The sequence below is a fragment of the uncultured Mucilaginibacter sp. genome (genome assembly GCF_903913935.1).
Taxonomy (GTDB): domain Bacteria; phylum Bacteroidota; class Bacteroidia; order Sphingobacteriales; family Sphingobacteriaceae; genus Mucilaginibacter.
This window is the reverse complement of the sequence record NZ_CAIWNH010000543.1, coordinates 1-16,087: the sequence shown is the minus strand read 5'-3', so window position 1 is coordinate 16,087 and position 16,087 is coordinate 1. Positions and strand designations below refer to the sequence as shown.

Here is a 16,087-nt window from a genome sequence, read left to right as displayed (position 1 = left end):
TTGAAGCGTTTAAAACCGGCTGTTATTATTGAAGTACTTATACACCTGCTGTTTTGGGCGTTTATTACGCTTATCCCATACCTTTCAGGGCCGTTTGGTGGTTCATCACATCGCTTTTGGTTTTCGCCATGGAATTTGGTTGTTAACAATGCTTTCCTGGCTGTTCAGTTTTACCTGAATGCCTTCTTCCTGATCCCGGTGGTTTTGAATAAGCATAAAAAAATCCTGTTATATTTTGTTCTGCTGCTTATCGCGTTTATTACGATAGATTTCATCATTATCCAAATTCAACCGGAGATGCCGTTTCACAGGTTTCCTGATGAGCATGGCATCCCGACAAAGCCTCCTTTTTTCCTGAGATTTAACCTTTTGCCACTGATAGCCATTACGGCAGCCGGTTTTGCTTACCGCTACCTGGCAGATCAGTTCAGAACGATTAGTAAAGAGAGGGAAATTGTTAATGAAGCACTAGTATCTGAACTAGCCTTCCTGCGCTCGCAGATCAGCCCGCACTTTATTTTCAACGTGATTAATAGTGTGGTGGCACTTTCGCGTTTAAACCCGGCATTGGTTGAGCCTACCCTCATACAACTTTCAAAACTGCTGCGTTACATGTTGTATGTGAGCGATGCAGAAAAAGTAACATTGATCAGCAAGGCCGATTACCTGAACAGTTATATCGAGCTGCAAAAACTGCGTTTCCAGGACCAGGTTAAAGTAAACGTAAATTTCGATATCGGCGAACCCGAAAAAACCATTGAGCCTATGCTGCTGATCCCTTTTGTTGAAAACGCCTTTAAACATGGTATCGGAGATGTTGCCGACCCCATAATTGATATTCGTTTAAAATCGGATAATAAAATACTGGCATTCAGCGTACAAAACGCTTTTAACCCGATCGAACCAAATAAAGATGAAGCCCACGGGATAGGGTTGCCCAATGTAAAAAGGCGGCTTGAGTTGCTTTACCCCGGCAAACACAGCCTGGCTATTAACAAAAAGGGGAATATCTATAATGTTAACCTGCAAATACAATTGAAATGATGAGATGCCTGCTAGTTGATGATGAAACCCTTGCGCTTGATCTGCTGGAGGATAATTTAAAATACGTAAACTATCTGCAGGTTGCCGGGCGCTGCCGCACAGCAGGCGAAGCGATATTATTTTTACAAAATGAAGAAGTTGACCTTTTGTTTTGTGACATCCAGATGCCCGGGTTCAATGGTCTGCAACTGGTAAAGAGCCTGGTAAAAAAGCCCATGATCATTTTTGTTACCGCTTATGAAAAATTTGCCATCGACGGTTTTGAACTGGATGTAATTGACTACCTGGTTAAACCGGTACCATTGGAGCGTTTTTTAAAAGCATGCCAAAAAGCCTATATGTTGTTTGAACTGAACAGGAAATCCGTAGAAAAGGAGCCTGTTAAACGGCCATATATTTTTGTACATGCGGATTATAACCTTATAAAGATCAATTTTAGCGATATTGAATATGTTGAGGGTTTGAAGGACTATGTAAAGATAAACCTGGTTAACCAGCCGAAACCTCTTTTATCCCGCACAAGTATTAAAGCGCTCGAGCTGCAACTACCGGCTGAATTATTTTTCAGGATCCATAAATCATACATTGTAAATATTGATTTTGTGCAGCTGATAAGGCGCGGCAAAATAAAAACAGCCAACGCTGAATTACCATTGAGCGACAATTACCGGGATGTGATCCATAAAATGATCGGAAAAGAAACTGCATAATGCCGGAATTCATGGCGTTCGTCTGCAAATAGGCCTCATTTATCTCATTTATTTCCCGCCGTTGTAAACATGCTGCACTTTCGTCCGGATAGAAATTAACCGGATGAAGAAACTGATACTTGTATTTTTATTTACCGGGTTCGGCTGCACTGCATTTGCACAGCAAACTCAAAAAATCCTCGACAAAACCAATATCGACCATTTTTACACCTGTTCGCTCGATCTGTTGCTGGATACTTTATCCATTAATTATCATCTGAACATTGTGTTTGAGCGGGACTCGGTGAGTAAGTTTGATATCGCTGAACACTTCTTTAATGAATCGCTCAAATCCGTATTGAACAAAATTTGCAGTGATAATTCACTTCATTACTGGATGGAGTCGGATGGCACCATCTACATCCTGCAAAACACCGACGACCTTGCCCGGCTTAAACAATTAAACCGGCTGAAGCAAACCAGGCTGGGCAATGTAAAGCCACTGATTGAGGAACCCAAAGCGCCGCCGATGCATTATCTATTTAGCATAGGGGGTAAAGTAATTGACCAGGCAACAGGCGAATCGCTGCCCGCAGCTACGTTAAGGATCCGCAACACCAACATATCCACTTCAACCAATACCGATGGTAATTTTACCTTGTTTAATATCCCCTCGGATACCTGCGTAATTGAGGCTTCCTTTTCAGGCTATCAAACCGATTATATCCAGCTGAAGGCCAAAAACATTAATACCGAACTGGTATTCGGCATGTTTAAAGCGTTAAACACCTTGAACGAGGTGACGGTTCTGGGCAAAAAAAGCGGTGTAATGAATACTGACACTAAAAAGGTGGGCGTATTACAGCTAACGCCAGCCAGTTTGGACAAGCTGCCGAATATAGGCGAAAAGGATATTTTACGGGCCTTTCAGCTGATGCCGGGGGTTAGCGCCACCAATGAATCTTCCTCAGGCGCCTATGTACGCGGTGGTACGCCCGACCAAAACCTGGTTGTTTTTGATGGGTTTACGATTTACCAGGTAGATCACCTTTACGGCTTTTTTAGCGCATTTAACAGCAACGCAGTTAAGGACGTACAGTTGTATAAAGGTGGTTTTTCGTCCATCTACGGCGGAAGGCTCTCCAGCGTTACCGAGATCAACGGCAAAGACGGCAACCATAACCAGGCTAGTTTTGGTGTTGATCTGAGTCTATTAAGTGTAAACGCCTTTGCCGAGCTGCCCTTAAGTGATAAATCATCATTGTTGCTTGCCTTCAGGCGGTCGTACCAGGGGCCCTTGTACGATAAAATATTCAAGCAGTTCAATACTTCAACAGTACAGGGCGGCCCTGGCGGTGGTGGTCCGCCGGGCGGCGGCCCTCCGGGAGGAGGCGGCTTTGGAGAATCAACAACACCAGCCTCTCACTTTTACGATGCTGACGTGCGGTATAATTATCGCATGAATAAAACCAACTCGTTTACCTGGAGTTTTTATAATGGAGAGGATAAAACAGACAACAGTAGGGCATTGCAAATACCCTCATTTTTAAGCTCAACAACGGGTAATATCAACATTACAGACTATACCAAATATGGTAATACCGGCAGCAGCATCAAATGGTTCAGCCAGTGGAATAAAAAGGTGCATTCAAATACCTATATTACTTATTCCTCCTATTTTAATGACCGGGTTCGTTCAACTTCAGGCACTTCAACAGATAGTAATGGCAATACAACCAGCTTTGCTAACGGCACATCCGAAAAAAACAACCTGCAGGATATAGGCGTAAAGTCCGAATGGGAATGGCAGATAAATAATAAGTATAAATTGTTGTATGGTGGTTTCGGAAATTTTCAGAAAATTAATTACGGCTATATCCAAAATGATACCAGTACTTTAATCAACCAGCATAACAGCGCATTTTCCGGCGGCACTTATGCCGAACTGGAAATTGAGCCAACTGACAAACTACATTTGCAACCCGGTATTCGTGATACATGGTTCCAGCCAACAGGCAAGTTGTACGTGGAGCCGCGTTTATCTGCAAGCTATGTTATTAATGAAAATTACACGCTGAAGGCCGCTACCGGGGAGTTTTATCAGTACATGAATGAGGTTACCCGGGAGGACATTGTAAACGGCAACAGGAGTTTCTGGGTATTATCCAATAACAGCAATATTCCGGTGAGCGAAGCAAAGCACTATATGGCGGGTATCAGCTACGAAAACGATAAGTTTTTGATAGATGTGGAGGGGTATTACAAAACGCTCTCCAACTTAACCCAATATACCATCAGGCAAACAGGAATGGGGCCGGGAACCGTCAGCTCTGTTGAGCAGGATTTTTATACCGGCACGGGTAGGGCAAAAGGAATAGAAATATTGCTGCAGAAAAAATTAGGAAATTATACAGGATGGCTGAGCTATACACTTGCTGATGCTAAAAACAAGTTTTCCATTTTTGGCAATAACTACTATCCGGCAGACCAGGATATAAGGCACGAATTTAAGGCCATCAATATGTACCATTATTACCGGTGGAATTTTTCGGCCGTATTTATTTTCAGTACCGGGCATCCGTATACTGCGCCACTGTCAAGCTATACCATCACCTCGCCTGATGGCAATACGTCAACCGCCTTTAATATCAGCGGCAAAAACGCCTTGCGTTACCCGGATTACCACCGGCTCGACCTTTCAGCCACCTATGACCTGATCAAAATAAACGGGAATAAAATTGGCAGTATCGGCCTGTCGCTTTTTAATGTTTATAACCATACCAATATTTGGTATCGTGAATACCAGCTGCAAAATTATGCGGCTATTACCACCGATGTTAATTACCTGGGCTTTACGCCAAATATTACACTAAGCTTAAGATGGAAATGAAAAGAAAACTATTAAACCGGATACTGCTTTTATGTTTCGCTGTGATAATCATATCAGCTTGTAAAAAAGAAAGCACAGGCAGCAGCAGTGTTTACCTGCCTGTAGTTGAGGGCTACCTTATGCCGGGGCAGGCGCTGAGCATAAAACTCTATCAGCAAAAGTCGCTCACCGATACAGCTAAATATGGGGCTGCAATAAGCGGCATGCAGGTTTATGTGTCAGACGGCAGCACGAAAGTTCAGTTAAGCGAATCGCCCAAAGGCACCTATACCTACAGCGATCAAGGTTTCCTGGCGGAAGGTAAGACCTATACACTCCAATTTAATTACCTTACCTATGCCGTTTCGGCGAAAACCGTTATGCCGGGTAAACCAACCAATTTTGCAACGCAATATGGTTCGGTAACGCTTTCAAGTACAACAACTACTGATCCCAACACATCTAATACCACTATTGATAAACTGACCTGGGATAACCCCGATTCTTTGAATCATGTACTGGTTTTTTATAATAAGAATGGCGCCGATTTCCCGCTCAGCAGCTTTGGCGGAAACAGGCCTGCAAATTTCGAATTGAATACTAACCGTGCTTCTTACTACAATTTAACGCAGGCTACTTTCCCATATTACGGCCATTATACCGTTACATTGCTTCGGGTTAACCAGGAATTTATCGACCTGATCAAAAGCAATACCAGCAACTCCACGTCGCAAAATCTTACCAATATCCCAACCAATGTAGTTAACGGCTATGGGATTTTTACGGCCATGCAATCGGATACGCTTAGTTTTAATTTATTGTGATCAGTTGCTGATCACTTCGTGAACGTATCATCAAAAATATCGAACACCGAATCTTGAATAATGAATTTCGAATGGATAACTTCAACATTCGAAATTCATTATTATTAAAAAAAACCTTTTTTAATAATCCTGCTGACATAGGGCTGTCATTAACGCGTGCTTACTTTGTATAACAATTAAAAACAACAAAGCTATGGACATCATCCCAGTGTTATTAAAAGAAATGGAGCAGGAATCGGAAACCACCCGCAAGATCCTAAGTCGTGTTCCCAATAATAAATATGATTGGCAGCCACACGAAAGAAGTATGACCATAAGACAACTGGCAACCCACATTGCTGAAATCCCCGACTGGGTAGCTATGGGGCTAACCACAGACGAGCTTGATTTTGCAGCGAATGCTTATAACCCTACCCCGGTTAATAATACGGATGAATTATTGGAGCTATTTGAAAAGTCATACGCCAATGGGTATGCCCACCTGGAAAAGGCCACAGAGCCTGACTTGCTTCCAACCTGGACCATGCGAAACGGCGACCAGATTTATATGGTGCTGACAAAAGCCGAACTGATCCGTGTCTCGTTTTCCCAGATAGTCCATCATCGCGCACAATTAGGGGTTTTTCTGCGTTTGTTGGATATTCCTATCCCGGGCAGCTACGGGCCAAGTGCGGATGAGACAGGATTTTGAGAAAGATTCAAGAACAAAGAACAAGGAACCAGAAACTTGAGACTTGGGAAGTTTTAGAAACTTCGTAAATCTCAAGTTTTTCTTAATTATTTTTATACTATGAAAACTATTAAGTTGGATTTAACCCTTTCAGAAAAGCAGCAGCTAAAACAAAAGAGGGTAAAGATAAACCGACTGGCTGCGTATGCGCCGGACGAACTTAGTGCGCTGTTAAATAAAGGCAAACAAAGAGCAAGCGAGGTAGCCGCCTTAATCGCTTTCCAGAGCATACCCTCCGTAGGGCCGAAATTTGCTCATGATCTGATCTCTTTGGGTTACTACTCAATAGATGACCTTATTGATAAAGACGGCCCTGCCCTGTTTGATGAATTAGAACGAAAACAAGGCTTTTGGACCGATCCATGTGTGGAGGACCAGTTTTGGCTTGTTGTATATTATGCAAAACATCGCGGCAGCAATAAAAACTGGTGGGATTTTACTGCAGACAGAAAGGCCTATCGCACAAAACATGGCTACCCGCATGACCGGCCCGTTACTGCTTGGCATGAAAGATAGAGTCAAGAGCCAAGATAAAAGTCATCGCTTTTTGAAACCTTAATTACCTGGTTATTTTTTTTATTTTTATCTTGACTCCTGGTTCTTGACTCTTGATTCTATAAAACATGATCTATTACACCCAGCTTATTTTTGTAAAAAAAGGGTCTGAAGCAGATTTTAATGCTTTTGAAGAAAAGGTATTGCCCCTTTTAAATGATCACAACGGAAAACTGATCTATCGCCTAAGGCCGGATAAAAACAGTGTAGTCGAAATGAACGGTGAGTTGCCTTATGAAATTCATTTTGTCAGCTTTGGTAGTAAGGTTGATTTTGAAAATTATAAAAACGCCCCTAAACGCCAGGCAGCCATGGCGCTTAAAAACAACTCCATTGAAAAGGTGGTTTTGATTGAAGGTGTAGAAATATAAAATCACAAACTTACGAAGTTTTTAAAACTTCGTAAGTTTACCCGTTACTTTATTCATTATGCAACGGCAAACTAAAATAAAAGGTTGAGCCCTCGTCTTCAGCGCTTTCCACCCCAATTTTACCCTTATGCCGCTGAATGATCTCGCTGGCAAGGTAAAGGCCAATGCCAAAACCTGATATATTTCTCATTTTTTCACTCTCAACCCGGTAAAACCGCTGGAACAATTTTTCCTGGTCTTTAGGTTTAATGCCAAAACCCTCATCTTTAACGGCTACCTGCACACTGCCAGCCTGCTGTTTGCAGCTTACAATAATTTCACTTCCTTTATTAGAATATTTAATAGCATTGCTTAAAAAATTAGTGATTACCTGTCCTATTTTCTCCCTGTCGCCTGATACAGTTAAATCCTTCCCTTGCTTAAAACTGATCTTGTGATTCGGACTGATCAAAGTAGTTTCGCCTATCATCTCTTCAATTAATTTATCCAGATCAAAAACCTGAAGATTGAGCTTCAGTTTTCCGGGCTCAAGTTTCGAGAGGTCAAGAAAGCCGTGGATAAGATCGGTCATTCTGTTCACCTGCAGGTTGGCGATGTGCAGGGCATTATTAATAAATCTATCATTTGATGGCGCCAGTTTTCTCGAGAGTAATTGTAAATAAGCTTTAATGGAGGTTAGCGGGGTTTTTAATTCATGGCTGGCCATCGCTATGAAATCATTTTTCCTAATCTCATCGCGTTTACTTTCAGTGGTATCTAATATGGTGCCAAGCAGCGTTAGCGGCATCTTCATTTCGTCGTACACCAGCACCCCTTGCACCTTTATCCAACGCAACGAATTGTCGGGCCAATTTATCCTTACTTCATACAAGTATTTACCTGTTTTCAAGGCCTTGAGGTAGGCGTCGACAACAATATGCTCCATATCATCTGCGTTAACCTGGGCCCTTACATCTAAAAGGCCAAGGAATGTTCCCGCCGGATGTCCAAAAATCTCGGCAAGCCTGGGCGAATAGTTAAATACCTGATTCTGAATATTTAGTTCCCAGGTGCCGAACGCAGCGGCTTCAGCAGCAAGCCGCAAACGATTTTCGTTTTCAATGGCAGCTTCTTTGGCCATCACCTCCTCTGTAATGTCGACAACTGTATTTAATATGTAAGCAACTTCGTTCCCGCCATCGGCAATTGGGGTATTACAGCAAGACCAGTAACGAGGCTCATATTTACCGGTATTATTGCTGAGCACATCAAACCTGTAAACAGGAATCTCTATTTTTTGACCTGTTTCTACAACCCTTGTAAATACCTTTCTGGCGGCGTTCTCATCGTCTATCGTGGCATTGTCAGGAAATTCTTCAAAAAAGCCTTTGCCAACAATATTTTCTCTTGTGCGTGAAGTTATTTGCAGGTAGGAGTCACTGGCTGCTATTATTGTAAACCGGGGTATATCGCCTTTTAGCAGCAATGACCCAGGGGATTTTTCGAAAATAGATTGAAAAATATCTGCTGTGAAAGATCCGGTTATCATGGGTTAGCGTAAAATTGGGCAATAGTTAAACATACAAATTTAAATGCGAAGTACTTTAACAAACAATATTTTTCAAATAAAACTATATTTTAACATTCTTGTTTTATCATAATATGAAGAATATTTTACGTAAAGTTGTTTATAACAGCTACATTCAACCAAATCTGATGCCATGAAACAAGAAACCGAGATAGCCGCAAAAGTTAAAGGTTTTTGGCGAAAGCTCGGCCCTGGCCTGGTAACGGGCGCAGCAGATGACGATCCTTCGGGAATAGCCACTTATTCACAAACGGGTGCCCAATTTGGTTATGGCCAATTATGGACAGCCCTTTACATGCTCCCTTTAATGATCGCAGTTCAGGAAGCCTGCGCGCGGATTGGGCTGGTAACAGGTAAAGGGATAACTACCATTGTTAGGGAGCGATATAGCAAGGGTGTTTTATATGCGGTTGTTGGGCTGGTTGTTGTAGCTAATACCATTAATATTGGCGCGGACCTCGGCGCCATGGCGGCAGCCGCGCAATTGCTGATTCCTGCTCCATTTATTTTGCTCACCTTATTTTTCACCAGCGTAATTTTATTGCTCGAAGTATTTACCAGTTACCGGGTGTATGCAAAAATATTGAAATGGCTGGCGCTTACACTGCTGGCCTATCCTATCACTGTATTTATTGTAAATCAGCCCTGGGTGACTATTCTAAAAGCCACGGTTATCCCCCACTTTGAATTTTCTTTTGCTTTTCTTTTCATAATCACAGGCGTTTTAGGTACTACAATTTCGCCGTACATGTTTTTTTGGGAATCCTCCCAGGAAGTAGAAGAAGACAAAGAAAAAAAATTAATTAAAAAAACGGGAAAACCGTCGATCAGTGCATTTATCGTCAACAAGATGCGATTGGACAATTCTTTTGGAATGATCTTCTCAGAATTTGCTACATGGAGCATTATTGTTGTTGCCGCAACTGTGCTGCATAATAGCGGGGTAAAAAATATTAATACTGCCGCGGATGCCGCAAAAGCTATAGAACCGCTGGTTGATACTTTTCCCCATGCCGGATTTTTATCGAAGTTGATTTTTTCGATTGGCATCATTGGCCTGGGTATGCTGGCCATCCCTGTACTTTCAGGCTCAGCAGCCTATTCCGTGGCAAACGCGTTTAACTGGAAAGCCAGCCTGAATTTAAAATTTAACAAAGCGAAAGGATTTTACCTCATCATTATCGCGGCGACCCTTGTTGGGCTATTGCTGAATTTTATTGGTATTAACCCTGTAAAAGCTTTGGTTTACGCGGCCGTACTAAATGGCGTGGCGGCGGTTCCATTATTATTTTTGATCCTGAAAATTTCGTCAGATGAAGATATAATGGGAGAATTTAAGAGTAAGGCGATTTCGAAAACAATTCTCTGGATAACCTTTATAGCGATGGGAGCAGCGGCGGTTGCCATGTTTTATACAATTTTTAACTAAACCAATCCGGGTTGATAACTAAATGCCGGCTATGCGAAACATTGGGGCTGATTAATTTGTTTAAGCTGTAAAACAATTGTAAATCAACTTCATAAAAAAATCATGAAAATATTTAGTAAAAAATATTTAACCTTACCAGGCACCGCATTATTATTACTTTCTATGGGCTGTCACTCAGGCCAGAAAGATAGCAGTGCAATTGCTGATTCAACCAATAAGGCACAAATAGCTACCACCGATTCGGTCAACAAGGCGCAGATCAGTAGTTCTGATTCAAGTTTAAAGGCATCAAAAAGCTTAAAAGAAGACGCGTCGAAATTCCTCGTAAAAAATTACGAATCAGGCATATACGAAATCCAATTGTCAGAACTGGCAGCTACTAACGCGCTGGATCCTGATGTAAAAAATCTGGCAATTAATTTGGTTGCAGGCCATAAAGCCATCAACTCCCGGATAAGTACGATAGCCGCCAGTGCAAATTTTTTATTACCCGCCGCACTAAATGCAGACCATCAAAAGAGCCTCCAGGATTTGGGGAAATTAAGTGGTGCTGATTTCGACAAAAAATATATAAACACCATCGTGACCGGCCATGAAAACGCTGTTAGCGACTATAAGGATGCCTATAAGAATTTAAGCCAGGGCGACACTAAGACATTTGCAGGGGAAACTTTGCCAAAAATTGAGGATCACCTTGCGATGGCAAAAAAAGTTAAGGACAGGATAAAATAGCCGTTAAACGCACAAAAAGCCGGAAGTAATAAAATTCCTTTTCCATTCGGGCCATATCTTTTCGAGATCTTCTATTTTAAACTCAAAATTTTTGGCCAGGTATTTCATAGATTTCTTGACAGATCGGCCCTCCTGCATACTTTTGAGAAAATAATATTGCGCTCTCCGTATCACAAACAGACCTAGCTTATAGTCTCTGCGGCTTACCGCGCAATAACTCTCTTCGGGAAATGGCAGCTCTGGTTCTTTATGCTGGAGAAAATCAAGGTAATACTGGCAGATAGGAAAGTGGTGACTAAACAGATGCAGCACCGGGGTAACCTTTAGCAAATTATCGGGGGTATCTGGTGTTAAAATCGTAAAGTCGCCGGCAGCTTGTTCATCAAAAATTTCAGAAAGTGCATATTCAAACCCTGCCAGCTCAATTATAAAATCAGGCCAGCTTTCTTTTTGCTCCAGGTCCGCATCCGGGCGTGTTTGTTCCAAAAATGCAGGGAGTTTTTCACCAAGGGTGTTAAGCGTATAGCTTTCTGAAGGGCAGGAATCAAGGTATTGATCTGCAAAGGATTCAAACAAATCGTTACCCAGCGCATAAGCCAACGCGATGAACTGGTTTTGCAAACACGCCCTTAGCCGGGCAATATAACTGCTCCGGTAAATATTTAAATGCCGCATGGCACTTAACCTTTGGGAGTGATTTACCACTGCCTCTATCACCTTTCGGTCATCCGTTGAGGGGCTGCCTTTTATAAGCATTCCCTGCATCCAATTTTGGAGTTGGTGCAAGGTAATATTCTTGGTTTCCATTATAATATCATTAAACCGGTGGCTTTCACCATTTAAAATCATTCACTAAAAAATCAACCGGATTTGAAACTGCATCACTGCTATATTCCAGTTTTTCTGTATCCATGTTATAACCGGTCATTACACTCATATATTGTTTTGCTTTTAACAGTTCGGTATGATACTCATCAAAATCCGGGATATTGCTATCCCATTCCAGTAAAGTAGCTACGCCACCGGTAAGCTGCCAGGCTTGTGTAAACAATTTCCACACGTCCTGGACTACATTACGGTCGTGGGTATCAATAATATAGTCGCCGCAATGCTGGTGCCCGGCTATATGCATTTGCACAATACGGTTGTGCGGTAAATGGTTAATATAATGAACGGGATCAAAATCATTATTAAAAGCCGATACATATACATTGTTCACATCAAGCAGTAAACCACAGCCGGTTTCTTCGGCCATATACTTTAAAAACTCCCACTCAGGTATAGTGGATTGTTTAAAAGTAAGGTAGGTACTGGGGTTTTCGAATACAAGGGGGCGATCCATAAAATCCTGCGCCATGCGGATCCGCGAACAAATATGTTTTAATGATTCTTCGTTGAGCAAAACCGGCAGCAGATCGTGCGTGTTAAGGTTGTTTACGCCTGTCCAGCATAAATGATCGCTTATCCAAAGCGGCTTTACTTCCGCAGCAAGAGTTTTTAATTTACCCAGGTACTCCATATTCAGCGGGTCGGTACTGCCGATAGAAAGCGAAACACCATGCATTACAACCGGGTATTTTTCGGCTATCTGCCTTAAAATATGGCGGGGCCTTCCGCCGGAATCCATAAAGTTTTCCGAAATCACTTCAAACCAATCAACCGCAGGGTTATGCTCAAGGATATAATTAAAATGTTTGCTCCTTAAGCCTAATCCCAGGCCCGGGTTTGGCAGCGCATTAATTATCTTAAGATATTGATCCCTTTTTTTGATCATTGCTGTTTTAGTTGTTGTAATGGTTATGAAAAGTTGTAAAAGTTGTAGTTAAAATTTAACGATTTTAACATTTACAACCCTTACAACATTTCCAACTTAATCAACATTTTTACTCTTTCTTCCCCTCACAAAGCGCTTTTGCATGGTCTTCCGGGTTGTTGAAACCGAATGAACAACGCTTATCGCCGCTATTGCCACATGAGTCATAGGAACCCAATACCGATGTGAGCCAATTTTCAGGAGGCCCGCATTTAAAGGGTGGCTCGCCAACCGTCCGTTTTGCTTTCATCATCCTTTCCTCAAATAATTTACGGGCCAGCAGCCATACGCTCTTGCCTGTATTCTCACCCAAAGTACTGTATCGTTCAGCCGGGATAGGCACAGCACAACTGCCCTGCCAGGCACATTCGTTTGAGCCGGGGCGCATTTGTTGCTCCGAATCGCCATAAAGCCCGCAGCCACCCTGACCGTGGCAATCGTTCAAAGTCTGGCAATTATGTCGTGTAGCGGTAGCACAATACCCCGTACCTGCGCAATTGTTGGTTCCGTTACGATCATGTCCTTTGCAGGCGTTTAACCCCATGCAAACGTGAAGTTCTACCGATGGGCTGGCAGCAACGGGGGCAGCAGCCGCGCGTTCAGCCGGTGCTGGCGCGGGCGGGGTACCTCCGCAAAGTGATAAATTTGGATTATAATTTATGTTAGCCATAATGTGCCGTTTTGTTTTTATCTGTTAATGTTGTCCTTTTAAAATTTCCTTCCAGTTTATAACCCTACATCCGGCAGGTCCTGCACCCTTTGACCCAGGTAGCTGATGGTGGGATATACTGCTAAAGCGGCTGTATAAAGGTCTATAAGTTGCGATTTCGGGCTTGAAATTAACCCAAAAGGATAATCCTCAAATGTTGGCGCGGCAACATATTCTATTTCTTTCCCATCTTCATGCACCTTATATTTCAGCTTCATGATATCGCCGCAAACCGAATTAAGGATAAATATCATCGACTTATGAATGCCGAACATGAATAGCTCATACTGCGTGTTGCCCGATTTTTTGTAGCAGTTTTCAACCATTACAAATAAGTAGGTATACACCCCGTTCAAAAAGTCGGACACAGGCCGGATATGGGCCGGATAATCGGCGGTTTTAGGGTTTTCAGCCACATTAATAACAAAGTAATCGCTGATCTCAATTTTACCGATGCCGAGTTTATTAAACTGTGCATTCAATGATTTATAGTGACAATAGATCTGGGCGAATTTTTCAAAATGAGACAGTTCTTCTTTATCGAAATCATCATAATCAGGAGAAATCATTTTCTCGCAGTCAACCGAGCCATCGGGATCAAATCCTTGTGCCCCCGGGAAACCTTCGCCTTGCTCTACAATACAATGGATGGCGTGTATAGCCGATTCACGGTCCTTTACGTAAAGCAAGTCGCCGCTATCGGGCGCGTTTGTAAAATGCGGGTTATGTGCTTTATCATAATATACGGTATCAATATTGTTTTGCGCATAATAGGCATTGCCGGGCAGTAACTGCGGCGAATGGGTATTATAAGGCAAATCATTGTCTTTAATACAATCCATAATCATCTTATAAAATAATCCTATGGTTTTATAAGGAATAGGCGCCGCCAGTAGTTTTTTATCCGGTAAAGGGTCTGGACTTTCGATTTTAAGGAAAGTTACCAGCTGATCCAGCGACAGTTTTGCCCTGTTGATAGGAAACTCCGGCTCGTGGCCGGGCAAACAGGCGGGCCAAACACCTGGCGATTTACCGATCAGTTCGGGCAGACCTGCGAGCGCCTGTTTCAGGTTTGAAGAAAGTGCCATGTGCAGCATTTCCTCAATGGCTACACTCATGATCAGCGCGCCGGCTTTATTGGCGTATACCATAATCCCGGCCGACAAATCGAGCGCAATTTTGTTCGCCTCTTTAACCGGCCTGCCGCTTTTAACCAATTCCTGCACCAGCGAACCGCTGATTGAATCCTGATCGGGTACCCGGTTAATGGAATAATAGGTGTAAAGATAAACGGGGATAGTAGCGATCTCAATTTCGATGGCTTGCTGTATAGCTTCGCCAAGATTGGCGGGGGTTACTTCGCTATCGGCACTGAAAAATTTACTTTGCAACATAATTTAGGTTTATAAAGGGTTATGTATGATTGATATTGGCGACTAAATATACCCAGGCAAAACGATACTTTTTGGTATTTTACACCAATGAGGTTAATGTATATACCAACACGGTTATTAGCCATATGAATAATAAAATGTTTTTTGAAATGATCAAAAAAAACTGGCTTGAAACGGTAAATATCGACACAGAAAATTACCGCCGCAGTGCTGCAATACATCATCATCTCAGCCTGTTACACAACAAATTTGGCAACAACACAACCTAATAATTATAATAATTGTTATTTTTGGCGTTTTTAAAATCATAACCAACACCATTATGAAACAATTTTTACTCATTTTTTCTCTTTTATGCTTATCACTTGCAGGGTTTTCTCAGACCACTGCTCCTAAAGACACCATCCACCCATGGACAATCCATGGCCAAAATACCATATTGATCAGCCAGAGCTCTTTTTCAAACTGGGCTGCAGGCGGCGTGAACGCCTTTTCGGGCAACGTAATTTTTGATTATGATTTCGATTACAAAAGAGGCAACTGGAGCTGGGACAATAAAACTATCCTGGCTTATGGCTTAAGCAACCAAACCGGTTTGGGCTGGCGCAAAAACGATGACCGCATCATTTTAAACTCCTTGCTGGGATATAAAGCTGCCAAATATTGGCTGTACACTTTTTATGCCAACTTCCAGACACAGCTGACCAATGGGTATTCCTACGATAGCAATAACAACAGAACCTTAATATCAGCATTGTTTGCACCCGCCTACCTAACCTTCGGACCAGGTTTTGCTTTTAAAAAATCGGATAATTTCAGGGTAAATATATCTCCACTGGCAGCAAAACTTACTTTTGTTCAAAATGATTCGCTTGCATCTGCCGGCGCTTTTGGCGTAATACCGGGCGAAAATCATCTTTTTGAATTTGGCGCCTCGCTTGATGCTTATTATAAAGTTAATATTGCTAAAAACATCGCCTTCGAAAATATTTTGAAATTATTTTCAAACTATCGCTCACAGCCACAGAATATCTATACAGATTATTCAGCGAATATTTTCATGAAAGTAAACAAACTGGTTACTGTAAATGCAGGTGTTGAATTGATTGCAGATCCCAATGCTAAAATACCTGTTACAACCAATGGTGTAACGGCATATCATTCGTTATTGCAGGTAAAACAAATATTTGGAGCAGGGCTTACCTATAAGTTTTAAGACAGATATTCCACAAGTATCAAGCCCTCTTTTCTATGACAGAAAAGAGGGCTTATTTTTTAGATAATGGCGCCTTTAAAATCTCATATTCCTCTAATAATTTCCACTCATCACCAAAAACCGTCCATTGGTCAAAAAGGTTTCG

General features: G+C 42.1%; 16 protein-coding genes. 11 read left to right on the top strand and 5 right to left on the bottom strand.

Annotation, left to right across the window (positions count from 1 at the left end; all coding sequences use genetic code 11):
- From QZY09_RS21955 to QZY09_RS21925, 7 genes are all read left to right on the top strand, one after another.
- Window positions 1-1,044 (top strand): sensor histidine kinase (locus QZY09_RS21955; protein WP_295676139.1); only part of this gene is annotated, 1,044 nt, incomplete at its 5' end.
- Complete coding sequence (locus tag QZY09_RS21950) at window positions 1,041-1,754, top strand: LytTR family DNA-binding domain-containing protein (RefSeq protein WP_295676136.1); 714 nt, start codon at window positions 1,041-1,043, stop codon at window positions 1,752-1,754. The genes QZY09_RS21955 and QZY09_RS21950, both read left to right, overlap by 4 nt.
- Window positions 1,755-1,857: 103 nt before the next feature.
- A complete protein-coding gene (locus QZY09_RS21945; protein ID WP_295676132.1) occupies window positions 1,858-4,623 on the top strand; it encodes a TonB-dependent receptor in 2,766 nt (921 codons plus the stop codon).
- Window positions 4,620-5,426, top strand: coding sequence for a DUF4249 family protein (locus QZY09_RS21940; RefSeq protein ID WP_295676129.1), 807 nt, complete (start codon window positions 4,620-4,622; stop codon window positions 5,424-5,426). The genes QZY09_RS21945 and QZY09_RS21940 overlap by 4 nt, the downstream gene beginning before the upstream one ends.
- Before the next feature lie 193 nt (window positions 5,427-5,619).
- Window positions 5,620-6,117, top strand: coding sequence for a DinB family protein (locus QZY09_RS21935; protein ID WP_295676126.1), 498 nt, complete (start codon window positions 5,620-5,622; stop codon window positions 6,115-6,117).
- Window positions 6,118-6,216: 99 nt separating this feature from the next.
- Window positions 6,217-6,672 carry a helix-hairpin-helix domain-containing protein gene (locus QZY09_RS21930; protein WP_295676123.1) on the top strand — a complete coding sequence of 152 codons (456 nt, stop codon included), beginning with the start codon at window positions 6,217-6,219 and terminating at the stop codon, window positions 6,670-6,672.
- Between the two features lie 107 nt (window positions 6,673-6,779).
- Window positions 6,780-7,082, top strand: a complete 303-nt coding sequence (locus QZY09_RS21925) for a hypothetical protein (protein ID WP_295676119.1) — start codon at window positions 6,780-6,782, stop codon at window positions 7,080-7,082.
- A gap of 49 nt (window positions 7,083-7,131) precedes the next feature.
- On the opposite strand, the gene QZY09_RS21920 is transcribed toward QZY09_RS21925, so the two are convergent.
- Window positions 7,132-8,610, bottom strand: a complete 1,479-nt coding sequence (locus tag QZY09_RS21920) for an ATP-binding protein (RefSeq protein WP_295676116.1) — start codon at window positions 8,608-8,610, stop codon at window positions 7,132-7,134.
- A gap of 172 nt (window positions 8,611-8,782) precedes the next feature.
- Here QZY09_RS21920 and QZY09_RS21915 point away from each other — a divergent pair, with 172 nt between their 5' ends.
- Both QZY09_RS21915 and QZY09_RS21910 read left to right on the top strand, forming a co-directional pair.
- On the top strand, window positions 8,783-10,078 hold the full coding sequence (locus QZY09_RS21915) for an NRAMP family divalent metal transporter (protein WP_295676113.1): 1,296 nt from the start codon (window positions 8,783-8,785) through the stop codon (window positions 10,076-10,078).
- A 102-nt stretch (window positions 10,079-10,180) separates the two neighbouring features.
- Window positions 10,181-10,810 (top strand): DUF4142 domain-containing protein, encoded by a 630-nt coding sequence (locus tag QZY09_RS21910; protein ID WP_295676111.1) that lies wholly within the window; start codon window positions 10,181-10,183, stop codon window positions 10,808-10,810.
- A 3-nt stretch (window positions 10,811-10,813) separates the two neighbouring features.
- On the opposite strand, the gene QZY09_RS21905 is transcribed toward QZY09_RS21910, so the two are convergent.
- The 4 genes from QZY09_RS21905 to QZY09_RS21890 all read right to left on the bottom strand — a co-directional run bounded on the left by QZY09_RS21905 (window position 10,814) and on the right by QZY09_RS21890 (window position 14,726).
- On the bottom strand, window positions 10,814-11,617 hold the full coding sequence (locus tag QZY09_RS21905; RefSeq protein WP_295676108.1) for a putative DNA-binding domain-containing protein: 804 nt from the start codon (window positions 11,615-11,617) through the stop codon (window positions 10,814-10,816).
- 25 nt (window positions 11,618-11,642) lie between these two features.
- Window positions 11,643-12,584, bottom strand: coding sequence for a DUF692 domain-containing protein (locus QZY09_RS21900; RefSeq protein WP_295676105.1), 942 nt, complete (start codon window positions 12,582-12,584; stop codon window positions 11,643-11,645).
- Window positions 12,585-12,693: 109 nt separating this feature from the next.
- Window positions 12,694-13,293: a hypothetical protein gene (locus QZY09_RS21895; RefSeq protein WP_295676103.1), complete on the bottom strand. Its 600-nt coding sequence runs from the start codon at window positions 13,291-13,293 to the stop codon at window positions 12,694-12,696.
- A 56-nt stretch (window positions 13,294-13,349) separates the two neighbouring features.
- Window positions 13,350-14,726, bottom strand: a complete 1,377-nt coding sequence (locus QZY09_RS21890; RefSeq protein ID WP_295676100.1) for a ferritin-like domain-containing protein — start codon at window positions 14,724-14,726, stop codon at window positions 13,350-13,352.
- Window positions 14,727-14,851: 125 nt separating this feature from the next.
- Between QZY09_RS21890 and QZY09_RS21885 the strand changes: the two genes are divergently transcribed.
- Together QZY09_RS21885 and QZY09_RS21880 are read left to right on the top strand one after the other, a co-directional pair.
- Window positions 14,852-14,995: a hypothetical protein gene (locus QZY09_RS21885; RefSeq protein ID WP_295676097.1), complete on the top strand. Its 144-nt coding sequence runs from the start codon at window positions 14,852-14,854 to the stop codon at window positions 14,993-14,995.
- A 53-nt stretch (window positions 14,996-15,048) separates the two neighbouring features.
- Entirely contained in the window at window positions 15,049-15,942 is an 894-nt protein-coding gene (locus QZY09_RS21880; protein WP_295676094.1) for a DUF3078 domain-containing protein, read from the top strand.
- Window positions 15,943-16,087 lie beyond the last annotated feature (145 nt).

Coding starts and splice junctions, on each gene's coding strand:
- QZY09_RS21915 (WP_295676113.1), top strand. CDS start 8,783: ATGAAACAAGAAACCGAGATAGCCGCAAAAGTTAAAGGTTTTTGGCGA.
- QZY09_RS21900 (WP_295676105.1), bottom strand. CDS start 12,584: ATGATCAAAAAAAGGGATCAATATCTTAAGATAATTAATGCGCTGCCA.
- QZY09_RS21890 (WP_295676100.1), bottom strand. CDS start 14,726: ATGTTGCAAAGTAAATTTTTCAGTGCCGATAGCGAAGTAACCCCCGCC.
- QZY09_RS21880 (WP_295676094.1), top strand. CDS start 15,049: ATGAAACAATTTTTACTCATTTTTTCTCTTTTATGCTTATCACTTGCA.
- QZY09_RS21950 (WP_295676136.1), top strand. CDS start 1,041: ATGATGAGATGCCTGCTAGTTGATGATGAAACCCTTGCGCTTGATCTG.
- QZY09_RS21940 (WP_295676129.1), top strand. CDS start 4,620: ATGAAAAGAAAACTATTAAACCGGATACTGCTTTTATGTTTCGCTGTG.
- QZY09_RS21910 (WP_295676111.1), top strand. CDS start 10,181: ATGAAAATATTTAGTAAAAAATATTTAACCTTACCAGGCACCGCATTA.
- QZY09_RS21920 (WP_295676116.1), bottom strand. CDS start 8,610: ATGATAACCGGATCTTTCACAGCAGATATTTTTCAATCTATTTTCGAA.
- QZY09_RS21905 (WP_295676108.1), bottom strand. CDS start 11,617: ATGGAAACCAAGAATATTACCTTGCACCAACTCCAAAATTGGATGCAG.
- QZY09_RS21925 (WP_295676119.1), top strand. CDS start 6,780: ATGATCTATTACACCCAGCTTATTTTTGTAAAAAAAGGGTCTGAAGCA.
- QZY09_RS21945 (WP_295676132.1), top strand. CDS start 1,858: ATGAAGAAACTGATACTTGTATTTTTATTTACCGGGTTCGGCTGCACT.
- QZY09_RS21930 (WP_295676123.1), top strand. CDS start 6,217: ATGAAAACTATTAAGTTGGATTTAACCCTTTCAGAAAAGCAGCAGCTA.
- QZY09_RS21935 (WP_295676126.1), top strand. CDS start 5,620: ATGGACATCATCCCAGTGTTATTAAAAGAAATGGAGCAGGAATCGGAA.
- QZY09_RS21895 (WP_295676103.1), bottom strand. CDS start 13,293: ATGGCTAACATAAATTATAATCCAAATTTATCACTTTGCGGAGGTACC.
- QZY09_RS21885 (WP_295676097.1), top strand. CDS start 14,852: ATGAATAATAAAATGTTTTTTGAAATGATCAAAAAAAACTGGCTTGAA.